Origin of the sequence: Mucilaginibacter pineti, assembly GCF_900101875.1 — a bacterium.
GTDB classification, from domain to species: Bacteria; Bacteroidota; Bacteroidia; order Sphingobacteriales; family Sphingobacteriaceae; genus Mucilaginibacter; species Mucilaginibacter pineti.
Genome location: NZ_FNAI01000009.1, coordinates 98,763 through 123,079, shown reverse-complemented (window position 1 = coordinate 123,079; position 24,317 = coordinate 98,763). Strand labels below are relative to the sequence as shown.

At 40.3% G+C, this 24,317-nt stretch carries 19 protein-coding genes and 1 tRNA gene; 7 read left to right on the top strand and 13 right to left on the bottom strand.

Features of this window, described 5'->3' with window-relative positions; translation table 11 throughout:
- Nucleotides 1-53 precede the first annotated feature (53 nt).
- The 6 genes from BLS59_RS18840 to BLS59_RS18815 form a co-directional block, all read right to left on the bottom strand.
- Nucleotides 54-650 carry a ribonuclease HII gene (locus BLS59_RS18840; RefSeq protein ID WP_091151448.1) on the bottom strand — a complete coding sequence of 199 codons (597 nt, stop codon included), beginning with the start codon at nucleotides 648-650 and terminating at the stop codon, nucleotides 54-56.
- Nucleotides 651-762: 112 nt separating this feature from the next.
- On the bottom strand, nucleotides 763-2,004 hold the full coding sequence (locus BLS59_RS18835; protein ID WP_091151446.1) for a PP2C family protein-serine/threonine phosphatase: 1,242 nt from the start codon (nucleotides 2,002-2,004) through the stop codon (nucleotides 763-765).
- A gap of 37 nt (nucleotides 2,005-2,041) precedes the next feature.
- Nucleotides 2,042-3,250 (bottom strand): ABC transporter permease, encoded by a 1,209-nt coding sequence (locus BLS59_RS18830; protein WP_091151444.1) that lies wholly within the window; start codon nucleotides 3,248-3,250, stop codon nucleotides 2,042-2,044.
- Nucleotides 3,251-3,336: 86 nt separating this feature from the next.
- Nucleotides 3,337-4,470 (bottom strand): glycosyltransferase, encoded by a 1,134-nt coding sequence (locus BLS59_RS18825; RefSeq protein WP_091151442.1) that lies wholly within the window; start codon nucleotides 4,468-4,470, stop codon nucleotides 3,337-3,339.
- Nucleotides 4,454-5,428, bottom strand: a complete 975-nt coding sequence (locus BLS59_RS18820; protein WP_091151440.1) for a lysylphosphatidylglycerol synthase domain-containing protein — start codon at nucleotides 5,426-5,428, stop codon at nucleotides 4,454-4,456. The genes BLS59_RS18825 and BLS59_RS18820 overlap by 17 nt, the downstream gene beginning before the upstream one ends.
- Before the next feature lie 80 nt (nucleotides 5,429-5,508).
- On the bottom strand, nucleotides 5,509-6,354 hold the full coding sequence (locus BLS59_RS18815) for a dienelactone hydrolase family protein (RefSeq protein ID WP_091151768.1): 846 nt from the start codon (nucleotides 6,352-6,354) through the stop codon (nucleotides 5,509-5,511).
- A gap of 206 nt (nucleotides 6,355-6,560) precedes the next feature.
- Between BLS59_RS18815 and BLS59_RS18810 the strand changes: the two genes are divergently transcribed.
- Entirely contained in the window at nucleotides 6,561-7,769 is a 1,209-nt protein-coding gene (locus BLS59_RS18810; protein WP_091151438.1) for a GAF domain-containing sensor histidine kinase, read from the top strand.
- Nucleotides 7,770-7,916: 147 nt separating this feature from the next.
- On the opposite strand, the gene BLS59_RS18805 is transcribed toward BLS59_RS18810, so the two are convergent.
- On the bottom strand, nucleotides 7,917-8,312 hold the full coding sequence (locus BLS59_RS18805) for an RNA recognition motif domain-containing protein (RefSeq protein ID WP_091151436.1): 396 nt from the start codon (nucleotides 8,310-8,312) through the stop codon (nucleotides 7,917-7,919).
- A gap of 348 nt (nucleotides 8,313-8,660) precedes the next feature.
- Here BLS59_RS18805 and BLS59_RS18800 point away from each other — a divergent pair, with 348 nt between their 5' ends.
- A complete protein-coding gene (locus tag BLS59_RS18800) occupies nucleotides 8,661-10,598 on the top strand; it encodes a tetratricopeptide repeat-containing sensor histidine kinase (protein ID WP_162842696.1) in 1,938 nt (645 codons plus the stop codon).
- On the opposite strand, the gene BLS59_RS18795 is transcribed toward BLS59_RS18800, so the two are convergent.
- Complete coding sequence (locus BLS59_RS18795) at nucleotides 10,574-11,026, bottom strand: 3-oxoacyl-ACP synthase (RefSeq protein WP_091151432.1); 453 nt, start codon at nucleotides 11,024-11,026, stop codon at nucleotides 10,574-10,576. The two genes, BLS59_RS18800 and BLS59_RS18795, sit on opposite strands and share 25 nt — an antisense overlap.
- A gap of 567 nt (nucleotides 11,027-11,593) precedes the next feature.
- On the opposite strand from BLS59_RS18795, the gene ffh reads away from it, so the two are divergent.
- Nucleotides 11,594-12,922, top strand: a complete 1,329-nt coding sequence (gene ffh, locus BLS59_RS18790; protein WP_091151430.1) for a signal recognition particle protein — start codon at nucleotides 11,594-11,596, stop codon at nucleotides 12,920-12,922.
- 99 nt (nucleotides 12,923-13,021) lie between these two features.
- Nucleotides 13,022-14,752 carry an RDD family protein gene (locus tag BLS59_RS18785; protein ID WP_091151428.1) on the top strand — a complete coding sequence of 577 codons (1,731 nt, stop codon included), beginning with the start codon at nucleotides 13,022-13,024 and terminating at the stop codon, nucleotides 14,750-14,752.
- Between the two features lie 94 nt (nucleotides 14,753-14,846).
- On the opposite strand, the gene BLS59_RS18780 is transcribed toward BLS59_RS18785, so the two are convergent.
- Genes BLS59_RS18780 through BLS59_RS18765 form a run of 4 tightly spaced genes read right to left on the bottom strand, consistent with a single transcriptional unit; the run spans nucleotide 14,847 to nucleotide 19,588 of the window.
- Nucleotides 14,847-15,362 (bottom strand): glutathione peroxidase, encoded by a 516-nt coding sequence (locus BLS59_RS18780; protein WP_091151426.1) that lies wholly within the window; start codon nucleotides 15,360-15,362, stop codon nucleotides 14,847-14,849.
- Between the two features lie 47 nt (nucleotides 15,363-15,409).
- Entirely contained in the window at nucleotides 15,410-15,835 is a 426-nt protein-coding gene (ybeY, locus tag BLS59_RS18775; protein WP_091151423.1) for an rRNA maturation RNase YbeY, read from the bottom strand.
- The gene (locus BLS59_RS18770; RefSeq protein ID WP_091151422.1) at nucleotides 15,835-16,257 is read right to left on the bottom strand and encodes an ATP-binding protein; all 423 of its coding nucleotides are present in this window, start codon (nucleotides 16,255-16,257) and stop codon (nucleotides 15,835-15,837) included. Before BLS59_RS18770 ends, ybeY begins: the two co-directional genes overlap by 1 nt.
- 1 nt (nucleotide 16,258) lies before the next feature.
- On the bottom strand, nucleotides 16,259-19,588 hold the full coding sequence (locus BLS59_RS18765) for a DUF4175 family protein (protein ID WP_091151420.1): 3,330 nt from the start codon (nucleotides 19,586-19,588) through the stop codon (nucleotides 16,259-16,261).
- Between the two features lie 262 nt (nucleotides 19,589-19,850).
- Between BLS59_RS18765 and BLS59_RS18760 the strand changes: the two genes are divergently transcribed.
- The 3 genes from BLS59_RS18760 (at nucleotide 19,851) to BLS59_RS18745 (ending at nucleotide 23,296) form a co-directional block, all read left to right on the top strand.
- Complete coding sequence (locus tag BLS59_RS18760) at nucleotides 19,851-21,857, top strand: tetratricopeptide repeat-containing sensor histidine kinase (protein WP_091151418.1); 2,007 nt, start codon at nucleotides 19,851-19,853, stop codon at nucleotides 21,855-21,857.
- A 779-nt stretch (nucleotides 21,858-22,636) separates the two neighbouring features.
- Nucleotides 22,637-22,710: transfer RNA gene (locus tag BLS59_RS18750), tRNA-Pro, on the top strand.
- 19 nt (nucleotides 22,711-22,729) lie between these two features.
- Complete coding sequence (locus BLS59_RS18745) at nucleotides 22,730-23,296, top strand: hypothetical protein (RefSeq protein ID WP_091151415.1); 567 nt, start codon at nucleotides 22,730-22,732, stop codon at nucleotides 23,294-23,296.
- A 205-nt stretch (nucleotides 23,297-23,501) separates the two neighbouring features.
- On the opposite strand, the gene BLS59_RS18740 is transcribed toward BLS59_RS18745, so the two are convergent.
- Nucleotides 23,502-24,170, bottom strand: a complete 669-nt coding sequence (locus BLS59_RS18740; protein WP_091151413.1) for a hypothetical protein — start codon at nucleotides 24,168-24,170, stop codon at nucleotides 23,502-23,504.
- Between the last annotated feature and the right edge of the window lie 147 nt (nucleotides 24,171-24,317).

The following is a 24,317-nucleotide window of genomic DNA, read 5'->3' as shown; positions in this document are numbered from 1 at the left end:
GTTATGTGGTTAGCTGCAAAAATACCAACCAGAAAGGGCTAATCAAAGTATCTTTAAAAAATACTTAGCTGAGGGTCGCTAACCCTGAAAGTTTTACGATGATATGGCGTAAAGCCAATTTCCATTACCGTTTTACGGTGTTTTATGGTTGGATAACCTTTGTTAGTATGCCAGTCGTACTCCGGATGCTCAATAGCTATTTGCTGCATGTAATCATCGCGGTAGGTTTTGGCAAGTATAGAAGCCGCTGCTATGCTAAAATACTTGCCATCGCCCTTAATGATGCACTCGTGCGGAATGTTTGGGTATTTCTTAAAGCGGTTACCATCTATAATTAAAAATTGCGGCATTAAATGTAATTTTTCGATAGCGCGGTGCATCGCCAGAAAAGAGGCATTGAGGATATTGATCTCATCTATCTCCAGGTTATCAACAGATGCTACAGCATAAGCAATGGCCTTTTCTTCTATTTCTATTCGCAACTGGTATCTTATTTCTTCAGAGATCTGTTTGGAATCATTAAGAATAGCGTGATCAAAATCATGCGGCAAAATTACAGCTGCTGCAAATACCGGCCCGGCAAGACAACCTCTGCCTGCTTCATCGCATCCCGCCTCAATAAATTCATGCTGATACCTGGCTAATAACATAAGGCAAATATAGAGGAAGTATCAAGTAGTTGGTATCAGGTATCAAGATTTCGAAATGGAAATAAAAAATGAAGCGGTCTTGATACTTGATACTAACTACCTCATACTATATTTAAAATATCCTCAAAGTAAGCAAAGTAATATCATCTATTGGTTTGCTTTTGTGAACCACATTCAGATGGTCAAGCAATGCATCATTGAAATTATCTGGCGATAAATGCCCATGCGATTTTACAAACTCGCATAATTTATCCTCATTCCAAACTTTATTGGTGGTCGATTCAAAGTCCATTAAACCATCGGTGTAGTTGACAATAAGGCTGCCGGGCTCCATGTCAATTTCGCCTTCGTTTAAAAATGGCAGCTCTTCAAAAACACCTATCATGGTGGTACCCAATTTTAACGGAATAGCCTCACCGTCGGAGTATAAAATGGTGGGATTGTGGCCCGCATTTATATAGTTGAGCTTCCGCTTTTTCTCATTATAACGGGCCAGAAAAAGGGTTATAAAGCGTTCGCCTTTTGTATTGCTCAGTACAATTTTGTTCAGTCGGTCAACAATATTGGTAAGATCATCCTCTACCGCCGCCCAGGCGTGCAGGCTGGCCTGAAAGTTGGCCATCAGTAACGCTGCTGAAATTCCCTTGCCTGATACATCTGCAATGCACCACAAAAATTCGTTTTCGTTAAGGCGGATAAAATCAAAATAATCGCCGCCGATGTTTTGATGAGGCAGGTATTTGGCCCCTATCTCCACACTATCGTCCTTGTGCATCCGCAGCGGAATAAGCATGTTCTGCACTTCAACAGCCAACTCCATTTCGCGCTGAAAACGTTCTGATTGCAAGCGTTCCCTGAAAAGTTTTTTGTTTTCCAACGCTACAATAATAACGTTCATGAGTGTCTGAATAAAGTTCAGGTCATTGTTCAGCATCTCACCCGATGTATCAAAATCACCTATCAGCGCATAAGCAAGCGCTTTACTTTTGTGGTATATGGGGATAAAGTAGTTGTATTTGCTAAGGATAGCGTCTTCATGATCGGCAATAGCTATCGGCGATTTTACTTTACTTAGTTTGTTGCAGGCCTTGTTCAACAATACCGCCGACTCAATATCGCCGCCGTATTTGGAAATACATACATACTTGTTTTCCTTTTCGATTAAAAAACGGAGTTTGCCAACCTGCAGGTAGTTTTGCAGGATAACTTCCAGCATCTGGATAAGTATAGGGGTGGCAGTATTTTTATTTATAGCACGGGTTATCTCCAAAAGGGAGTTTAACTCCGACTGCCGTTTAAGCAACAGCCTGATTAATTCGTCTTCTCCAGAACTATCGTCTATATATTGCTGCATTTGTTTTTAGTACGCTGACTAAAGTAAAAAAATATTTTCAAATGCGTGTACTTTGTGATTTTATATCGAAGGCATCGCGAAGCCCAACGGTAACTAAATTAAAAGCATACACCAGAAGCATAATGGCCAAACCCGGAATTATTGCCAAAAATGCCGAGTCCATAACTATATAACCATAATGCTCCTTGATCATGGCACCCCAGGTCGGCATAGGTGGTTGTGCGCCAAAGCCCAGGAAGCTAAGTCCGGCTTCAAGTAATATGGCCGACGCAAAATTTGACGAAGCCATAACCAGCATAGGGCCGGTAATGTTTGGCAAAATATGCCGGGTAATGATACGCCGGTTGGTAAAGCCGAGTGCGCGGGCGGCTTCAATATATTCTACCTGTTTCAGGCTCATCACCTGCCCGCGTACCAACCGGGCAACTTCAACCCACATAGATAAACCTACGGCTATAAAAATTTGCCATAAGCCTTTCCCCAAAGCAAATGAGATAGCAATAACCAGCAATAGCGCCGGTAACGACCATAAAATATTCATTATCCAACTTAACCCGGCATCTATCCACCCGCCAAAGTAGCCTGCAATTGCACCTATAGTAACGCCCATGAGCATACTTATAATTACCGCCATAAGGCCTACGGCCAGGGAAACACGCGTACCCAATAAAAGGCGGCTTAGGAGGTCCCGGCCATAAACGTCGGTGCCCAGCCAGTAGGTTCTAAATTCAATATTATCATGAACGCTTCCCCAAAAGCGCATGTACAGGCCCCCATCCGCTGCGTAAACGCGACAGTTGCCCCTGGCAAAACAAAAAGACACCTTCCCATTTTTGTAAACGGGCTTAATGCCTGATATTACCTCAAAAATATTATAAGCTTTTCTTTCAGGCTTATCTTCATCGCCAATGTACTCATCTACATAAATCGAATCCTGTTTAAAACTGTAATTGGTGATGGGTATCTCGCGGTAAAAAGACTGCTGCCCAAAAAGCATTTTGGTGAAGAAGCCAACCGTATCTACAGGCTCGCTTTTCTTTATCCGCAGCATCATGAATTCGGCGCCCGGTCTTTTAATGCTCAGCTGAATAGTCATGTTGTTAGCCTGCGGAGTTTGATCGGGCATTATCAGATAGCCAAGTATGGCAACCAGCAGGGTAAGCGCTATAAAAGCAAGCCCGGCCAGGGCAAATTTGTTACGCTTAAAGGCGTTCCATATTCTTTTTGAGGGGGTGAGTTCGGCCAACAGTTAATTGCTTTTGGCTAAATATCGTTCAAATAGGTTCAATAAGCAATTGCAGTATTACAAATTACATTGATATTAAAAACCTGCTATTTTACTACCCGGCCTTTCCACGAATATTTTTTATTATTACCTATAAACCCTATTACTACGATGTATATTACATGCAAGGGCGCTACAATAAATATAAGACTGATGAGATAGCTCCGTTTAAAAAATTTGAGTATGGGTAAGCCATAAAAAATCTCAAAAAGATACTTTAGTAAAAACTGCACCAAAAATAGTTTGAAAAAATAAAAATCATAAAAGCCCAGCAAGGCATTCACAAGCAACATAAAGTTGAATAGCCAAAAGGTAAGTCCAAGTGCCACTACTCTTTTATCCTTATACTTTGTTGACTTTGAAGCCCATCTGCGCCTCTGCTGCATAAATTCGCTCAGATTAGGTTTGGCATGGGTATATACAACAGCCTCGCTTTGCTTTAAAAAATTAATACGACCGGGATAGCGTTCGGCTACTTTTTGCAGCAGTAGTTCATCATCGCCCGATGCAAGATCATCGATACCGGTAAAGCCGCCTACTTCATAAAATACATCTTTACGATAGGCAAAATTTGCGCCGTTACAGGTAGATGCCCTTTTATTGCCTATGAATGCCCCGCCTATACCAATCAAAAAAGCAAATTCAAGGGTTTGCATCAGCTCAAATAATGAAGCCTCTTCAAAATAGGTTACCGGCGACGAGATCATTACCGGGTTATGAATTTCGTAATTGGCAACAATAGATGAAAGCCACGCCGTTCCCATGCGGCAATCGGCATCGGTAGCCACCATCAAATCGCCGGTTGAAAGATTTATGGCCCGCCCTATGGCTTTCTTTTTATAGGAGTTAAGCGCCTGCGATTCGTTAAGCTGTAAAAGTTTTACACCCTGATTGGCATAGCTGCGGATAATTTCGGCAGTGTTATCGGTAGAGTGATCGTCGACAATAATAATTTCACGCAGGTGCGTGGGATAATCCTGGGCTAAAATATCGCCAATGGTTAAATGAATACTTTCGGCCTCGTTACGGGCGGCTATAAGTATGGTAACTTTGGTGGTAAATGATGTTTTACCGGTTGTTGTTATTTCTTTTACGTTTGCCCACCCTTTTATTAAAAATAGCAGCAACAGCACGTAAACAACGGTTAAAAACAGCGTGAAAATACTAAGCAGTGCGATCAAAGAATTTTAGTTTAAGTACAAATAAAGAGCCTAAAATAGCAGGAATAAACAAATTTATGAGCCATATTGACGATACGCCCGCAATTACAGCTATTTTTTGATCGGTTACGTAAACAAATAAATGGGCAGCGGTAAACCCGCGTACGCCAATGTCAAATAAATCAAGCGAGGGGATGGCGGAGGATACCAGGAAAAACAGCATTAGCACCAGCATTACAGGTACAACATTCATTTGCGGAATCAACAGCTGAAACACCAGGAAATACTGAAATGTAAAAGTTATATAACGGGCTATACTAAAGCCCATGATCTTTAAAAGCTCGCCGGTTCTGTAACGGCCCATGATCTCAAAAAAGCGGTGATATTTTTTTATCAGCGGCACCCTGTCAAGCACAGTTACAGCCCATTTAATATGGAAATAAAATATGAGCTGTAGTATTACAATAGCTGCGCATATACTTACAATACCTGTAACCAGCCAAAATTTGTCGTGAATAAAAGTGCATGAAAACCATATCATAGCCAAAACTCCCAAAACGTTGGTTACCGCACCCTGACTAAACGAGCCCACGCTCATGGCAAAAATACCATGTATACGTTTTCGCGGCGGTAAAAACATAACGCGGCCGCCATATTCTCCAAGTCGGTTGGGTGTGGTTACTGCCCAGGTGAGCCCACAAAAAACCGCCTCAACGGCCTCCCACATGGTAATATTTATGAGTGTTTTGGTTACATAGCGCCATTTTAATGCTTCCAGGAACCAGTTTACAAACATCAACACTACTACCAAACTCATAGTAACAACTACCTGGGTAATGCTGATATGTGATGTTAAAAGCTGAAATTCTTTTAAGTCTTCGTTTTTTTTATCAAACTGCCTGTAAATAAACCATGCAGCTACTATTAATATACCGGCCTTTATTAAGTATGAAACTATTTTTTTTGTAGAAGTGGTCAAACAGATAAAATTTATGCAATGTTACAAAAAAATGGGGCAGGATTAACTTGCCCCATTTAACAGTACATAAACCAATTTGTTTATTTCAAATGTGATTTTAAAAACGCTATGGTATTAGCATAGGCATCCTTTGTAGCATCACTATTATAAGCTGGGTTACTTGGGTTAGCAAAACCATGATCAGCATCATATTGGTGCAGATAAAGTTTCTTACCCGCAGCCTTCATATCGTCATTAAATTTAGCAACAACCTTAGGGTTTATCCATTGGTCTTTATTAGCGAAGTTCCCCAAAACATCAGCGTTTAATGTTTTAAGCTTACCAAGATCCTGCTCTGGCATACCATAATACATTACGCAGGCAACCGCTTTTTTACCGGCCAGCAGCGTGGTTTGCAAACTCCAGCCGCCACCAAAGCACCAGCCTATAGTGGCAATATGGGCGTTTGGCCCGGCATAAGCTATCGCACCGTTTATAATGGCCTTAGCCCTATCTTCAACCACAGCCTGCATATATTTACCGGCCTCCTGACTGGTAGTGGCCACCTTGCCGTCGTAAAGGTCTACATCAATGATGTTTACATTCCCCAGATCGTTGTATATTTTCTCCGATTTGCGCTTTACATAATCGTTAAGTCCCCACCATTCATGTACAACCAATATATAGTTGTTAGTACTTTTCTTAGCTTTTAACATATAGGCTGTTGATTCCTTACCGTCGCTGGTTTTATAGGTTATGGATTGGCCTATACTGCTTTGAAACTTAACCGGTAAGGGGTTTAAATGCGCCATCCTGAATTTTGAGCTTGATGCCAGCATAGCAAATTGCCTTGTAGACGATATATTACTATGGCAAACTACATTGTTTTGTGCAAAAGCAAAGACGCCAATGCTGATGAATAATGTAAAGAGGATAAGTTTTTTCATATTAATAGTTGAATTTATAACAATTACGTTTATAAGCCACGCTTGGGTTGCCTTACACGTTTTCATATAGCAGCCTTAGTATAAATTAAGCCTTTATATTAAAAAGATAAAGGCACTATAATTGTTTTATAAAACAGGCTGTTACGCTGATATAAAAACTATACGCTGTAAAATATCGTATTATTACATAACTAATTGATTAAATTATGCTGAATCCCCCCATTCCTTTAAATGAAATGGACCGGCTGTTAAGTCTGTCTGATCTTGACCTTGATTACGCGGCCCACCAAGACAGTTTTAAAGACCTTACCAAACTGGCTGCTAAAGTTGCAGGCACAGAAATGTCGTTAGTTAACCTCATTGATTCTTACACCCAGTGGACAATATCTACCCATAATCTGGAACTTGAACAAATGCCCCGCGAAGATTCGGTTTGCCAATACGTGCTTATGGGCGATGGGAGTTTTGAGGTGGAAGACCTGAGTGCAGATGAGCGGTTTAAAGATAAGTTTTATGTTACCGGCGGCCCCGAACTGCGCTATTATTATGGCATTCCGTTAAATGTTAATGAACATAACATCGGCGCGCTATGCGTTGTTGATAAAACCAAAGCAAAGGAACTCAACCCCGAGAAAATTGAGCTGCTGAAAATTATTGCCGGCGAAATTGTAAACAGGCTTAAATACATAAAAGTTATTGAGGAGCTAAAGAGCAATTTATCAGAGGCCAAGCAAACGCAAAAGAAGGTGGCTCATGATATTCGCGGGCCGTTAAGCGGCATCATAGGTTTGGCGCAACTCATTAGCGCGCAAGGCGAAGACAATCAGATGGACGAGATCCTGGAATTTATGAGCCTGATCCACAAAAGCGGCCGGTCCATACTCGACCTTGCCGATGAGATACTGAGTGCCGACAATAAAAAGGATAAAAAAACACCCGAGTTAAAGGGAAATGAATTTAACCTGCTGGTATTTAAAGATAAATTGGATAAGCTTTATACCCCGCAAGCCCTCAACAAACAAATAAAATTCACTGTAAACACATCGCTGGCATCTGAAACTATTCCATTTTCCAAAAATAAACTGCTGCAGATAGCCGGGAACCTTATCTCTAATGCCATAAAATTTACTCCTGTTGGCGGTCATGTGATCGTCGACCTTAATTTAATTACTATTGACGAGGTGCAACACGTTTTACAAATGCGGGTAACCGACTCTGGCGTAGGGCTTGATGAAAAAGGAATTGCCACCATACTTGGCGGAACAGCATCCTCAACGAACGGCACGGGTGGCGAAAATGGCTATGGATTTGGATTGGTTTTGGTAAAACACCTTATAGACAGTCTTAAAGGTACGCTAAACATTACCTCGATACCCGGAGCTGGTGCTACCTTCGAAGTAAACCTGCCGCAATAGGATGGCGTTAAAGTTAAAAAAGAGGGTATTTTTTGATATAGAAAATACATGCCGGTAAAATACCCGCTGCTTTTCATAGGTTAGCTGTAAGTTTTAAAGCAAATCGCCAGGATAATTATATCCCGGCGATTTGCTTTAGGCTGTTAATTACCAACGGCTACCGCCGCCACCGCCTCTGTTATCTTTTGAGTAGCCACCGCCACCACCGCCGCCACGGTTACCGCCGCCGCCGCCATAGCCACCACCGCCGCCACGGTTGCCGCCATAACCACCACCGCCGCCGCTTCTGCGATCATTTGGTTTTTTCTCTTCTGCCTGGCTTACAGCAATTGAACGGCCTCTAACTTCAGAACCGTTTAAACCTGTAATTGCAGCTTGTGCAGCTTCATCATCTGGCATTTCAACAAATCCGAAACCTTTGCTTCTGCCAGATTCTCTATCAATAATTAATTTTACGGTGCTTACTTCACCATACGCTTCAAAAAGCTCTTTTAAATCGGCTTCCTCTAATTGAAAAGGAAGGCTTCCTACAAATATGTTCATCAATCTTTAATTTATAACAGGCAGATTAGTTTGCTTGCCCATCTTTTGTTAACATCAAATATAGCAATAGATATTTGATGTTAACTGCATGATTTTGTGAATGAGCAGTTTTATTTTTTCTTTTTATGCAAAATTTAACTCAAAAAGGCAAAAAGCACTCGCTTTAACAGCAAATAGCACTTATTAATTGGGCTTGTATCTTAAATTTAATATTAATAAAAAATAAATAGCAATATTTTAACTAAGTGCTTTTTTAGGCACATGAGTTAATTATATTTCATATTTTCACAAGAAAATACCTTATCTGCACGCATGATCTTACGGCCTCCAAATTTACTAAAGTTATATTTGGTATTATTACTGTGCATCTGCGGGTTTACTGTTTTTGCGCAGCACGATACTATCGTTTCACTCAAAAAATGGCATAGCATACAGCAAAAAGCCAATTATCGTTCAGATACGGCTGCTATTACAACGCTTAATGAGTTATCCGAGGGCTATCGTTACAACAATACCAATAGGTCCCTATATTTTGCAAAGCAAGCATTTGAACTGGCAGCTTTTCAAAAAAACCAGTTAGCTCAGGCCACCTCCATACTTAATATAAGTACCGCTTACTATGTAATGGGTTCTTATTCTTTATCCCTTGATGCTGCATCGAGGCTTATGCAAATAAGTAATACCATAAATTATAAACCAGGAGAAGCTGGATCATATCAAATAATAGGGCTTATCTTTTTAGCACAGAATAATTACACCGAAGCTATAAAACAGTTTGGGAAAGCGCTTGATAGATTCACGGAACTTAATGATCAAAGAAAAATAGTAAAGATCTTATTTAACCTGGGCGTGTGTTATGACGAGGGAAAGCAACCCTATGTGGCATTTAGTTACCTCAACAGGGCTTTAAAAATGAGTCTGGCATTAAAAGATGAGCATATAGTTTCGATGTGTTATAACAGGATGGGCGAAACCTATTTTCATTTGAAAGATTACCAGCAGGCCCTTATTAATTACGAAAAAGTACTTAGCCAGCAGTATCAGGACAATTGGGAGCAAACCTTTGCCTACTCGGGTATAGCTCAAAGTTACTATGCGCTTGCTGATTACAAGCAGGCGGTTAGTTACGCCGGCAAAAGCCTTAAACTCGCCGATGAAACAAATAGCAGGTGGGATGCCGTGCGCGCATTAAAAATCCTTTCAGATAGTTACGCAGCTTTATCTGATTATCCTAACGCCTATAACTATCAGGCCATGCTCAAAAAATACAGTGACAGTTTGCTCAACAGTGACCGGGACAATGAGATCAACTATTTACACCTAAAACAGCAACAGGCAGATAACGCGCGGCTGCAAAAAGAAGTAGAGCTCAACAAACAAAAACTTGATGTTAATAACATCATAATAATAGCCGCAGGTATCCTTGCCATATTTGGAATTGTTGTTGTTGTTGTTATCGGCAAAAACAATATGCACAAAACGCTTATGAATAAGCAATTACAGAAAAAAAGTCTTGACATCGAACTGCAAAATGAAGAGATTTCAAGGCAAAAAGAAGCACTCGACGAGTTAAATCATACAAAAGATCAGTTATTTTCTGTAATAAGCCATGATTTACGCAGCCCTTTTGCATCTGTTTTACAAACCCTGGAATTGATACGCGCAGGTGAACTTGGTGCCGACGAAAAAGAGTTGGTGCTTGAAAGTTTTTATCAGCAGGTAACCTTGGTGAGTATTATGGTAAACAACCTGCTTATTTGGGCCAACAGCCAGCAAAAGGGAATCTTTGCGGAACGTAGTAACCTGAATGTGGCCGATGTTGCCAATGAAATTATATCTGTATCATCCTATCTCGCAAAAAATAAGCACATCAGCATTATCCACAGCAACCATAACGACAATCCTGTTATTGCAGATATAAACCACGTAAAAATCATCGTACAAAATTTAATAGGCAATGCCATTAAATTCACCCCAGAAGGAGGCACCATTGAGGTATCATATTCCAATGATGAGCATTACCAATGTATTCATGTTAAAGACTCTGGCATTGGCATTCCGCAGGAAAAGATGGATCAGTTATTTAAGATAGTGGGCAAGCAAATTTCTGGCTACGGCACCAATAAGGAAGCCGGCGCCGGCATTGGTTTGGCACTTATTAAACAGTTTGTTGATGTAAATGAAGGTAAAATAATCATTAAAAGCGAACCGGGGAACGGAACGGAATTTATTGTTTGCCTAAAAAAGGCCGAACTACCGCATCAGGCTACGGAAGTAATGGTATAAGATTTACCATTAAGTGTAAAACCATCACCCGCTTGCTTACCCGTTAGCATCATGCCAACAGGAGATCCGGGCGATACCGCGAAATAAGTTTGCCCGTTAACTGATAAACTCCCCGCACTTATTGCCAAATAAAAACTTCCATTATTAGTTACGATCACGCTGCCCGTTTCTGCTTTGGCAGATGTGCCGCCAGTACTGATGCGATTAAGCGCCACCATCAATTTATTAGCTTCATTAAGCTGGGCAAGGTTACGATTGGTTTCCTGCTGCATCATGGCCCTGCCGGTTTCGTATTTATCGCCTGCGCTGCTCTTGGTATCTTCGTTTGATGCTTTTTGTGCCTCCTTAATACCCAGTTCTGCAGCATCCATGCTTTTACGCACGTAGTTTACACACAATTCATATAATTCCTTTTTCAGATCGCTCATTATGGTGTTCACTAAATATAAAAGTTGGCGGATTATAGACACCGGGATGCCAGGCCGTATTTTGTTACCTGCAAATAAAGCAATTATAGCTGGTTATGATTGAAGAAATAGGGCTAAAATAAAAGCCCCCTTGCACTCGCTGCTTGGGGGCTTTAAACCTAAACCTTATCACTATTTGCAGGTGTGAACCTACAAAGTAGATTAACGTTGAAATTAAGCAAAATTGTATATCCCATACGGCCTAATTGACACAATAATGATAATTTGAATTAAACAAATACATAATGTTTTAATTGTCAGAGCTTTACGGTTTCATGCATTTTGTTTATAGAACAAAATGTTAACCACTGAAAATTATTTCTATTCGGCATTGGTGCTACCCGTCAAAAAAGCAGTTAGGCAACACAAATTTGGACCATAGCCGAACTTTGAAATAATACAAGTATGGTGTAAGCCCAGTAAAGCTTAATTAGTGGCATTGATTTGCCCGTTAATATACTGCGTAATTAATTTAACGGATATATTTCAAAATCATACCTTTGTATCCTCAAAATTGGGATAATAATAATGTTTGAAAATCTTTCGGATAAACTCGACAGGGCCTTTAAGGTACTGAAGGGACAGGGAACTATTACAGAAATAAACGTGGCCGAAACCATGAAAGAGATACGCAAAGCTCTTTTGGATGCCGACGTTAACTATAAAACCGCCAAAGCTTTTACCGACGATGTAAGGCAAAAGGCATTGGGTAACAATGTATTAACCGCCATATCGCCGGGCCAGTTGCTTACCAAGCTCATGAACGATGAGCTTACCGAACTAATGGGCGGCACCACTGCCGAACTTGAGCTTAAAGCATCGCCAACAATCATATTAATAGCGGGCTTAAATGGTGCGGGTAAAACCACCTTTACCGGCAAACTGGCAAATTATTTAAAAACAACTAAAAATAAAAAACCATTACTGGTTGCCGATGATATTTATCGCCCGGCGGCTATTGATCAGCTGGAGGTTTTGGGTCAGCAGATTGGCGTGCCGGTTTATGCCAACCGCGATTCAAAAGACCCGGTAGCTATTGCCCGCGAGGGTATTGCACTTGCCAGGCAAAACGGCCATAATGTAGTGATCATTGACACCGCCGGTCGTTTGGCTATTGATGAGGCCATGATGGTGGAAATTGAGCAGGTAAAAAACGCTGTACAGCCACACGAAATATTGTTTGTGGTAGATTCCATGACCGGCCAGGACGCAGTGAATACAGCTAAGGTATTTAACGATCGCCTTGACTTTACCGGGGTGGTATTAACCAAGCTTGATGGCGATACCCGTGGCGGTGCTGCTTTATCCATCAAATCGGTTGTTAACAAGCCCATTAAATTTATTGGTACCGGCGAAAAGATGGAAGCCCTTGATGTTTTCCACCCCGATCGTATGGCATCCCGTATTTTGGGCATGGGTGATGTGGTATCGCTTGTTGAACGTGCCCAGCAGCAATTTGATGAAAAAGAAGCTGCCGAGCTGCAAAAGAAGATCCGCAAGAATAAATTTGACTTTAACGATTTTTACAGCCAGATACAGCAGATCAAAAAAATGGGTAACATGAAGGATCTGATGGGCATGATACCAGGCGTAGGTAAAATGATGAAGGACGTTGAGGTTGATGACAATGCTTTTAAAGCGATAGAGGCCATCATCCAGTCTATGACACCATTTGAAAAAGCCAATCCCGAAACCATAAACCAAAGCAGGCGCAACCGCATCTCCAAAGGATCGGGCACGGACCTTGCCGAAGTTAATCGCCTCATGAAACAATTTGATGACATGAAAAAGGTGATGAAGCAAATGAGCAACCCGGCAGCCATGGCCAGCATGATGCGCAGAATGCCAAAGATGTAAGTATCATTTTCCCGAAGGGGACAAAAGATAATTTAAAGGCTCCGCTAAACGGGGCCTTTTTTGTACTTTAGAAATACTAAATCAACAGCGGCCTAAACAATGTCAAAAAATATAATCAATTCAAAAAACGTAGCGGTTATCTCTTTTATAGTACCCATTTTAGGTGTCCTGTCAGAGGTTTTTAACACACACACTGGTATTATGGTACGGTATATCTCGCCGCTGATAAGTTCACTAAGCCTTTTATGGATCAGTTTCGAAACTTCCTTTTATTGGAATTTAAACATTTTTACTACGTTCTTTTACGCGTTGCTGCTGCTCGGGGCTATTCTTTATGTATCGTCCAAAGGTCGGGAATCAAGGCTTATCAGGTTTGTGTTTGCGATAATTTTGTTCGATAAATCAATATTTGCGGTGCTTGCAATTATTTCTGCTGTAAGTGGTGGGCTTAATGTGGCTAACTATAGTTCCATCCCCTTCTTTATTTTATATTTTGCAGTAAGGTTGGCTTGGATCTGGCTTTCGTGGCGGGTTTTAGCCTTTTTTAAACAGCAAAAAGAACTGAATACCGAAAGCCATACTTACGGTGAACATGTTTCAATTACCTTGGTAAATGCCACATTAACCCAGCGTTTCTTTAATTTACTGATAGATATTTTTGTGCCGATCCTGGTGTTTTCAATGCTGTTCAACATGATCATCCACCCCAATTATAACAACAATATATTTACCAAACTTGAAAACCTTACCGGCAGCAAACTGGGCCTGTTTATCGTGATTCTTTTGTGCCGCAGCGTGTATTATATAGCCTTTGAGTTATTGTTAGGTGCCACACCCGGAAAATTACTAACCGAAACCCGTGTAGTAAACGACGATGGCGGGGCTCCGGATTCAAAAACAGTAATTGGCAGAACGCTTTCGCGGTTTGTTCCATTTGAGGGGGTGTCATTTTTTGTAAATGGCCGGTGGCATGACAGGTGGTCACGCAGTTCGGTGGTGACTGAAAAGCGCACGGGTGCCGATGGTGGATTATACATTTTGATTATCCCTATAACCGTATTGATTTTTGCGGCTGTTCCGTTCTTCGTTGACTCATACGCACAAGCTAAGGAAGAAAAGCAACAAAAGCTGGAATCAAACCAAAAACAAACTGAATTAAATAACAGGTTTACCAATATCAGCACCAACGACTTTCTGGCACTAAAGGCTAAGGACTATTATACAACCACTGGCACCGAGCGGAAAACTTACCTGAAAGCCGAGCAGATAAACGCCAACGACATTGTATTTTCTAAGATAAAATTAACTAAACAGCAGTATGATTATAAGCAGCTTGGCATTGAGCGGCTTTACAAGCAACAAAAAGATACTGCTAAAAAACTAACCTTCACCAAAGCGCAATTAATGAAAGCGCTTTATCCTGAAGGCACTTATCCGGATGAAAGTGTACCTATACAGATAAATGGAACGAACTACGAGGTTATCGACATAAAAACCTGCTGCCAAATAAATTTATCGATCTCCGCATCGGTAAGTTACCAGGGCAATTACCTGCAGATAGGTGTTTTTAATGAGGGCTGGCCCGCTATACTTACCGCCATTAACGTTGTGCAGGGCGATGTTAAGATAAGCAATAAGCCGCCAATACATTATCAAACCGGCTTTGCAGCCGAATACGGTAGCATTTATAATATAACTGGCTGGGCAAAGGACAATGCTGATTTTAGGATAGACCTTACTATGCAGGACACAACCGGTCGTGTACACGTTTACCGGCTAAATGGCAATACCGCCAAAGTGCAGGAAGTGACGGTAAAACAGGTAAAATAATTCGCCACGTATCCGCATTTTTTGAGGAGGACTAATAAAAAAGAAAGCCCTGCTGATGATATCGGCAGGGCTTTCTTTTTTATTTTCTTTAACCTTAATTAAGGTATTTCGTAATATCCTCAGACAATGGTGTAGTTTGTGACCTGAAACGATGGATTAGCTTGCCGTTTTCATCTATCAGGAATTTTTCAAAGTTCCATTTGATATCGCCGGTAAAATCGGGATTAGGCGAGGTGGTAAGGTATTGGAACAACGGATCGATATCCAGGCCTAAAACACTCACTTTACCGCTCATAGGGAAGCTTACATTGAAGTTTTCCTTACAAAAGGTTTTGATATCCTGATTGGTGCCCGGTTCTTGCCCACCAAAGTTATTGGCCGGGAAGCCAACAACAACAAGCTTGTCTTTATATTTTTCTGATAGCGCTTCCAGATCCTTATACTGCTTGGTAAAGCCACATTTTGATGCCGTGTTAACAATCAGTACTTTTTTGCCCTTGTACTTGGCCAGCGAAAAATCTTTCCCTTCAATAGTTTTCAGTTTAAACTCATATACCGACGATGGCGACGATACCAAAAAGAAGGCTAATAATAACGTAAGTATTTTCATGATTTTTTTAATTGATTGCGAAACAAATAATTAAACAAACTTAAATATTAAAAAACTCTCTTAGCCAGGTACTCATCTTCTTTTTGTGTCATTTTTTTCTTTGTAACAACACTTTTATCTGTGTAACCCAGCAAGTGCAAAGCCCCGTGGATAATTACGCGGTGCAGCTCATCAGTTTCGGTAATACCAAATTTGGCGGCATTTTCGCGGATGCGTTCTATCGAAATAAAAATATCGCCTACTATATCGCCCTCAACCTCCGAGTTATCAAAAGTAATGATGTCTGTAAGGGTATCATGATCAAGGTATTGCTGATTCATGGGCAACAGGTAGGCATCTGAGCAAAAAACGTATGTAAGCTCTTTAAGCTTAAAACCCTCGGCAATAATGGTATCTTTTATCCATTGGCGCACAAGGGTTCTGTTTTTTAATTTATAGCTGATGTCTTCTTCAAAAAACTGGATAGCGGACATTATATCTTAAAATGTAGTTCAATTTCGTTACCTGCAGCATTGTAAATATACTGATCTGCAAGGTGCTTAATTATAAAAACACCACGGCCGGTAAGGTTTTCCAGGTTTTCGGGTGCCGTTGGGTCGGGCAGGTTACTATAATCGAACCCAGGGCCTTCATCAGTAACTGTCCATATAATACGTTTGGCATCAACCTCGGCATTAATGATCACTTTTTTTGATATATCGAGTTTGTTACCATGTATAATGGCATTTATAGCGGCTTCGTTAAGACACGTCATCATATTGGCAAAGGTATCCTCTGCAATGTGATATTTATCAGCAATTTCCTCTATCAGCGTTTCAAGCAGCGTTATGCTATCCGGGTTAGACGGAAGCTGTAACGTAAACAATTCGCTGGTATGAACATTTGCCTGTTCCATATTATTTGGCATTAAGTTGATCAAAGTATGATTTTATTTTTTGCTTGTAATACAAATTAAGTGCCGGAGATACTGTTTTTACCTGTTCTGTCTGTTTTACCCTTTGTTGCTGGTATCCCTGCAACGCCTTTATGTATCCCGGTGGTATATCTTTGCCGGCATGGCTTTCTCTTTGCTGATCCTGTTCGCGCTCCTGCTCGGCCTTTTCAGCTTCCAATAACCGACTTTGAATTTGTTGCTGCCTTTTCAGCGCTTCATCTGTAATCTTCCTGTTTACGAGATCATGCTCAGTTTGTTCCATTTCTTTCGAAATTTTATCCAAATTTCCCAAACCGCCTTTCCCATCTTTGTTTTCTTCGCGATTTAACTGCTCCAGCGACTGCCTAATCATTTGCTGCTGGCGTGCCATTTTGGCAAACTGCTCACTCATATTGCCCTGGTTACCCTGTTTCCCTTTTCCGGGGTTACCTTGCTGTTGCATTTGATCGCGCGCCTTCTGCATGTTTTGATTAAGCTGCTGCTGCATTTTAGACAACTGCCCTGCCGACTTTGACTTCCCTTTGCCGCCCTTGCCTTTGTTTGCCATGTCCTGCATTTGCTGCAAGGCCTCGCTTAGCATCAGGGCGAGGTTATTCATAGACGTCATGGCGTATTGCTGGTTACGGTTGGCTTCGGCTGTACGCCTGTCGCCAAGGTTCTCCAGCGCGTCGTCAATATGGCTGTTAATACTTGTAATTTCTTTGTTAACGGTTGATTGAATTTGCGGAATACGCCTGCTTATGGCATATAAACTATCCTCGGCCGTTTTTAAATTATCCTTAATATCCTTTTGGCTTTGCGACAATGTAATATAGCCCGGATCGGTAGGGCTGGTGCTTTTCAATGTTTGCATCAGCTTTTCCTGGTTAAATGAGCTATTAACAAGATTTTTCAACAATTCGCGCAGTTGTTGGGCATCAATGGCAGCATCCTGGCTTTCGCCTTCGTCATTATCCTTTTGCAGTTTGCTGGCCAGTTGCTGCATTTGTTTTGCCGCCTGCTGCTGCGATTTGGATGCCTTGCTTTTATTGTTCTTTTGCAATTCATCCTTGCTCTGGTCCATTTGCTGATCTATGTCTTTTGTTTCCTTTTCGGGGTTCTCAAAGTCACTTTTACGCTCGGCCTGCTCGTTTTGCTTCTGCAGCTCATCAAGGCCCTTTTTTACATCCTGAAAATCTTTCTTCAGGTTATTCTGCTCTTGCTGCAAAGCGTTGCTTTCTGCGCCTTGCTGTTGGGTTTTATCGGCCAGCTTTTGTTCCTTATCGGCCAGTTTATTTAATTGATCGATACTTTGATTTAGCTTTTGATCAAAATCCAACTTTTTGTAAAGCTCCAGCATCCGGTCAAGTTCTTTTTTCAAGGATTTATTGTCCATCTGCATTTTTGAAAGCTCGTCGCGGGTGGCATCTTTTTGCTGCTCATTCAATAGTTGTTGCAGATTTTGTAACAGTTCTTTTGTTTTTTGATCCAGCACATTATTAAACAGATCTTCTATCTGTTTTTGTTTGGCGAGTATCTCCTCGCTCTGTTTTTGATTTTCCTGGCGATTATATAGGTTTTTCTTGTTGTCGTCTTTTATCTCTTTTACCAGATCTTCCAGGTCTTTTTTCTTTTGCAACAAATCTTCAACCTGTTTTTTCTCATCAAATGATAGGGTGTTTTTATTCAGCAGCAACTGGTTTAGCTTTTGCGAATCGTGTTCAACCTGCCCTGCCAGTTTTATAGCCGATTGCATTTTTTGCTTAACCGCTTGTGTTCCCGCATTAAGCTGTTCATTTATCTGTTTGGTATCGGGCATATTAAGCGTATGCTCTGGCGTGCGGGCCTTTTTCGGACCATTTACACCATCATTATCTGCCACTTCAAAAAAGTAGGTCACCTGGTCGCCGGGATTTATACCCATACCTTTCAAGTTCCAGAAGTAAAAGAAATCTGATTGTGTTTGATCCATTGCTGCGTCTACGCGTTTTACAAACGTTTTCGACGCCCCCTTATTGCTGGCAGACTGGACGATGTAATGAAAATTAAGTGATGAAAAACCATGATCATCCTGAATTTTTCCCGTAAAATACAGCGAGTTCATACTCACCGAGTCGGGTTTTTCCTGCACACTTATCACCGGCGCTTCATCGGCAATTACGTTGATATGATATGTAGCCGAATCGCTATGATTAACCAGCGAGTTTATCGGACTAAGTTTATAAACCGAGTTTTTATAAATCTTTTCGCTGTGTTCAAACAAATCGGCACCATTTGATGTAGCCGGGCGTGCAACATCGTTCATAAAAAATGTTAAGCCGGTTGCATGTTGGGTATGTAATTGCCATTTTACGGCAGTACCGGCCGGGATCACCAGGTCGCCTGCGTTTATCAGTATTTCATTTTTTTTATGAAGATAGGCGGGGTAACTCAAGTCTACATCAAAATGTAACAATGCCGGTTTCTGGTTAACCTTTATTTCATATTGTGCCGATGTAAAACCATTTCCGCTAAGCTTAAAGCGGGTATTTTGCTGCAGGTTGGTAAACAGGTAATGAAAGCGGCTGATGTTTTCCTTATCGAGTTTAAAAGTATTATTGGCCGTTTCTACATACACATCGGCAGGGAGTTTATCTCCATCAAGCTTCAGATCAAGCCTTAGGTCATCCCCTTGAACAACAGACAATGTTTTATTCAGGATATTAAACTTAAACGGCGCGGCCGGCACAAAGTATTCATTATGCCTGATAAGCCTCCTGGTACTTTCGGTAAGTATGGAGGGCGCAGCAAAAGCAATAACAACGATCACAGCCACAGGCGCCAGGATCCATTTAAGGTATTTGGTGTTTTCACGAATGTTAATGGCCGACGGAAAGCTTACCGGTTTAAGCGACTCTATCTTTTGATCTATACTGGCCTCTATAAGTGCCCGGTGCCGCTCATCCTCAACGGCTAACTTTTTAAGTTGAAGGGTATTCAACAGTTTATCGTTTACATCGTGAAAATGCCTACCTATAATTTCGGCGGCCTCGTCATGCGTTAATGAACTGCCTAATTTAAGCCATGACAACAGTGGTGGCAATATCAACCAGCATATAAGGCCAAGGTTAAGTATTATGAAAGCATAAAATAGGATAGTGCGGAAAAGGATATTGAAGTTGCCAAAATATTCGCCAAGTGTAATAACTACATACGCGGTAAAAATACCGGCGCCTAAAAAAATGAGCCCGCGCAAAAAATTATTAAAATAATATTTTCTGATAAAGATATTTATCTTCCCTATCAATAATTCATAATTTTCGGCAGATGTCATATCTAAGCGCTAAAATACCAAATACAATTAACGGAAAAAAATGGATATACTATACAATCCGCAGGGATTAAGATAAAAAATCAACCACGTAATAATAAGCTTAGTTATATTTTAGTAATATTATCTCAAATCTATGACATACTCTTTATTTTCTGAACAAGGTTTTATTTATATTTAGCAAATAAATTTCCTTATAATTTAAACCGATACCAAACACCAATTGATAGCCGCCAACTGTAAAAACTTTAATCTGCATAGCAGCTTGAAATTATTATTATATATAACTATTGTTGTTATTTTGATATCATCATGCGTAAAGCCGGGGAAAGATGAAGATATTAAAGTAAAACAACGGTTTTCGACGGTTGACAGCCTGATAATTGCCGGCCGCGGCGATAGTGCTATGGCAATGCTTGAAAACCTTCGCCATCAGATTAAAGCTACCGATCCTTTTATTTGTGAGTATTATCGCATTGAGGCCGAGCATAATATCTATAATGTACCGCTAATGACGCGCTATATAGATAGTGCCCTGGCTTTTTTTAACAATAAAGTTAACCCCAAAAAGTATCCGGATGAATATTTAAAAATTTTGCTGGTGAAAGGCGATGCCTGCATGCGCCTGAAACAATTTAACCAGGCGCTTGACTACTATGATCAATGTAAAAAGCTATTGGCCAGCGGCAGCTGCGACGACGGAATGTTGGCGGCAAAAATTGCCGGCATATATTATTCTCAAAAAAACTATAAAATAGCTGCAAAGTACTGGGTGGAAAATTACAGACGTATAGGATCATGTAACGAATCGGTATCGGCGCAAAAGTTTTTTGTTATGAAACAGGGAGCTCTTAACAACGCCGGGGTTGCCTATGAAAAAGATGGACAGCTGGATAGCGCCGAATATTATTACCTGGAAGATTTAAAGCTGATTAACAAAGCCGACCACGATAACATTCTTGATAAATATTACATACGTACATCAAGCGCTGTTGTTTTTGATAACCTTGGCGGTCTTAATTTAAAACGGGGTAATTTAATAGCAGCAGCAGACTATCTTAAAAAATGCCTGAGCCTTCCTGTGCCCGATGTTGACGGCTTGCATATCCCGCCTTACATAAAGCTGGCCGAACTAAATGTGATAACCGGTAATTACACGCAAGCTGCCGACGCGTTTGGTAAAGCCAGGCGATTACTTGACACGTTTGGTAAACAGAGTACAGACCTTGAGATAAGATGGTACAAAGATTACGCACAATACCTGGTTAAAATAAAGCAAACCGACAAAGCCTACGCCTATCTTGAAACATCTATCCGCTTAAAAGACTCGACGGAAAACCAATCGTCGAAAATTTACAAGCTCGATGTTGAACGCGAACTGAATTCTTTGCATCAAAAGCAGGCCCTTACAGAATTAAAGCAACAGGATAAGCTTAAACAAACATACCTCGTAGGAATAACAATTGCTGTTATACTGTCATTGGTGATTATTGTGCTGATTACTCGCAACCTTAAAAAAAGCCGTAGTAACCACCGCCGCAGTATGGTGTATACCAAACACCTACAAACTACACTTACAGAGTTAGAGCGGGCTAACAAAAACTACATTCGTATTATGCGGGTAATGGCACATGATCTCAGGAACCCGCTATGGGGTATAACCGGCTTAGCCTCGATGTTGCTTGATGAGGATGATTTTTCTGAAGATAACCGGCACATGATAAGATTGATTGAATCGACAGGAACACATACTATGGAGATGATCAATGAGCTACTAAAATCTGGTCTGGCCGATGAGAATGAGCCCATATCAACAGAAATCATAAACCTTAAAGAATTGCTTTTCGATTCTGTTGAGTTGCTTCAATTTAAGGCCAAAGAGAAAAAACAGCTTATTGAATTTGCGGGCGATGAAAAACCGATTATGGCGGCCGCCAATCATGAAAAAATGTGGCGTGTTTTTAATAACCTGATAGTCAACGCCATTAAATTCAGCCACGAAGGCGGTATTATTAATGTTGGCATTAAGCAAAACAACAAACAAATATTAGTTTCTGTAGCAGACCATGGCATTGGCATACCGGCAGAAAACAAGGATGGTATTTTTGAAATGTTTACCCCCAATAAAAGGGTAGGCACCGGCGGCGAGCAGCCATTTGGTCTTGGCCTGTCCATATCAAAAAAGATAATTGAAAAACATGGAGGTAAGATCTGGTTTGAAAGCAGGCAGAGTGGAGGTACGATATTTTATATCCAACTAAACGGAGTGTAGCATTATTTATATACCGAGAATATTACAGTATATAAGCAACACAATTTTTAGAGGATATCTACAAAGAAAATGACTCATTTCATCCAATGAGAAAGAGTTTTGAGTTTGTGCTTGTAAAAAGCAAATGATTTAGATAATTATTATTAACAGATCTGAACACTATGCACCATTTACATTCTGTATACAATACCGTCAATGACAGTCCGCGAAGTACTTTACAATTGGTAATTCGTTGTGTAGTTTTCCTTTTGGCGATTTCATTTTGCATTATGATGTACTTGCGAAAAGGAAGAAATGCAGTAGTCACACTCAGAGGAGGGGGCAAGGTTAATCCTTTTCTTTTTGCCCTCGTCCCAATTACAATATTCTTTCTAATGTTCTTAAGCACCGACATATTAGAGATCAACGTGTATAGACATGATAAAGCTTTACTAAACAGCAATAGTAAGGAACTTAAGATTCTGGAGGGTACTGTTAAAAATTATTATCCTGAGTCGAAGGAGGGACATGGCGAAGAATTTACAGTGCAAGACACTTTATTCCATTACTCCCATTTTGAAGAAGGACGGTCAGGCTATCATCAGACATTTCTGTATGGTGGAGTTATACGGCAAAACCTATATGTAAGGATTACCTATTACTATGATGGTGATCGCAACGCCATATTAAAACTTGAAACCGAATAGTCCCTCAATAGCAATGATCCTATACTTCGGTTTTGATTTAATTATACAAAAATTATATTTGCAACGTAATTATGTACAAACAGTACACTATTGCGGGATGTAGCGTAGCCCGGTATCGCGCCAGCATGGGGTGCTGGAGGTCGGAAGTTCGAATCTTCTCATCCCGACTTTACAGGACCAATCAGAATGGCTTCTGATTGGTCTTTTTTTATCCTCCAATTCGCTCTTTGCCTGATAGATGTAATTTACAACATTTTTGACCCGATCGGTTCGAAGTATGCCAATTCCGACTTTCATTTTATTGAAAACATGACATCTACGTTTCAAGCTTTTATTTATATCATTCTAAAGTTTGTCTATAGTTTATTAGTTTGCAGTATGAACCTATCGGAAATTTTGTACAAATGGATTAAGAAAATCAGCGACAATTCTGTTATTGAGCCTGAAGTTAAAGCAATCTACTTTGGTATTTTTGAAACTCAAACCGGATACAGTTTATATTGTACAGGATCAATTGCGTATGATTCTGACAACGATGATTGGGCCACTAAAATTGATTTTGACCCCGCGCCATACGTAAAATATTTTGCAGTCCCCGCAGAAGCAATTGTCGGAAAGGACTGGAATGATGTTCTTACAGAAGTGGAGCAAGCATTAAAAACGATATTCTCTCAAAAATCCGAAAACTTTTTATTCAATAACCTTATCATTACCACAGGTTTTGACGATGGAGAGTTAATTAGAGTCAAATAGCTTTAAGATAGTTGTTTAAATACCTATAATGCGCTGATATGACCAAGTTAGCCAACAACTTTAAATTATGCAGAAAATGGTTCAAAAATCGTACAGGCGGGCTACTTAAGGAAAAATTAAAAAGCGCATCGGATAGAAAAATATCTCTATCTGATACGCTTTTTTTATTAAAACTAAAATACGAATAGCAAAAATCGCCTACAAATTATTGATTACCTAAACGGGTTGTAAAGTCAGATATCACATTTTGATATTTTCTTAAAACCCTGTCCCAGTCGTGAAATAACTCGTCAGACTTAACACTTGTTAAAGCAGATCCCGAGTATTCACTTACTAATTTAACTTTATAGGTTAATGGCTCGCTTTTAGCCAATTTTATTATCAATCTTGTTCTGATTGTATTTTGCATGAAGCTTTGGATACTCCAGGCGGTTCGTAAATAAGATGTTTCTTTATCCGCTACCTCAATAGCATCGAAATAGTCGGTAACAATCTGATTAACTTTTTTCCATACTTCTGTTGGATCTTGTTTTTTGTTAACCTCAATTGAAAAATCGATGTTTGCCTGGTCTGTTTTAATTGATGCTTCTTCGGCGTCATCTTTTTTCATGTCAAAAAACTGTTTCTTCGGCGGATCTGCCATACCCTTCTTATTACAAAAGGTTTGCTCATATTTTAAATAACCAGCTTTTTGGACTTTAACATTAACACAAGAGTTTTTGGGAACTTTAATTTTCATATTGCCGGTTCCTAAAAGTTGGCCGTCAACAACAATTTTGGCATCGGACTCCGAGGCGGAAATTTCTACTGTTTGGGCTTTAGTAAAAAACGGGGCAATAAAAAGCAAAATAACTAATAGCGCTTTAATTTTCATGATAAGGTTGGGTTTAATTAAGAAATAAAAATAGTTATTTTCCTGATAATAACAAGCTTAACACTTAAATTATTGCAACGACCACAAACTACGTGGCTTGTTAATATCTATTGGAATTTATTTAAAACTATTCCCGGTAATTTTTTT

Bases quoted from the DNA above. Each gene is read 5' to 3' on its own strand.
- BLS59_RS18785 (WP_091151428.1), top strand. From the start codon at position 13,022: ATGTCAAAAAATATAATCAATTCAAAAAACGTAGCGGTTATCTCTTTT.
- BLS59_RS18780 (WP_091151426.1), bottom strand. From the start codon at position 15,362: ATGAAAATACTTACGTTATTATTAGCCTTCTTTTTGGTATCGTCGCCA.
- BLS59_RS18840 (WP_091151448.1), bottom strand. From the start codon at position 650: ATGTTATTAGCCAGGTATCAGCATGAATTTATTGAGGCGGGATGCGAT.
- ybeY (WP_091151423.1), bottom strand. From the start codon at position 15,835: ATGTCCGCTATCCAGTTTTTTGAAGAAGACATCAGCTATAAATTAAAA.
- BLS59_RS18815 (WP_091151768.1), bottom strand. From the start codon at position 6,354: ATGAAAAAACTTATCCTCTTTACATTATTCATCAGCATTGGCGTCTTT.
- BLS59_RS18740 (WP_091151413.1), bottom strand. From the start codon at position 24,170: ATGAAAATTAAAGCGCTATTAGTTATTTTGCTTTTTATTGCCCCGTTT.
- BLS59_RS18835 (WP_091151446.1), bottom strand. From the start codon at position 2,004: ATGCAGCAATATATAGACGATAGTTCTGGAGAAGACGAATTAATCAGG.
- BLS59_RS18805 (WP_091151436.1), bottom strand. From the start codon at position 8,312: ATGAACATATTTGTAGGAAGCCTTCCTTTTCAATTAGAGGAAGCCGAT.
- BLS59_RS18765 (WP_091151420.1), bottom strand. From the start codon at position 19,588: ATGACATCTGCCGAAAATTATGAATTATTGATAGGGAAGATAAATATC.
- BLS59_RS18795 (WP_091151432.1), bottom strand. From the start codon at position 11,026: ATGAGCGATCTGAAAAAGGAATTATATGAATTGTGTGTAAACTACGTG.
- BLS59_RS18810 (WP_091151438.1), top strand. From the start codon at position 6,561: ATGCTGAATCCCCCCATTCCTTTAAATGAAATGGACCGGCTGTTAAGT.
- ffh (WP_091151430.1), top strand. From the start codon at position 11,594: ATGTTTGAAAATCTTTCGGATAAACTCGACAGGGCCTTTAAGGTACTG.
- BLS59_RS18745 (WP_091151415.1), top strand. From the start codon at position 22,730: ATGGCTTCTGATTGGTCTTTTTTTATCCTCCAATTCGCTCTTTGCCTG.
- BLS59_RS18770 (WP_091151422.1), bottom strand. From the start codon at position 16,257: ATGGAACAGGCAAATGTTCATACCAGCGAATTGTTTACGTTACAGCTT.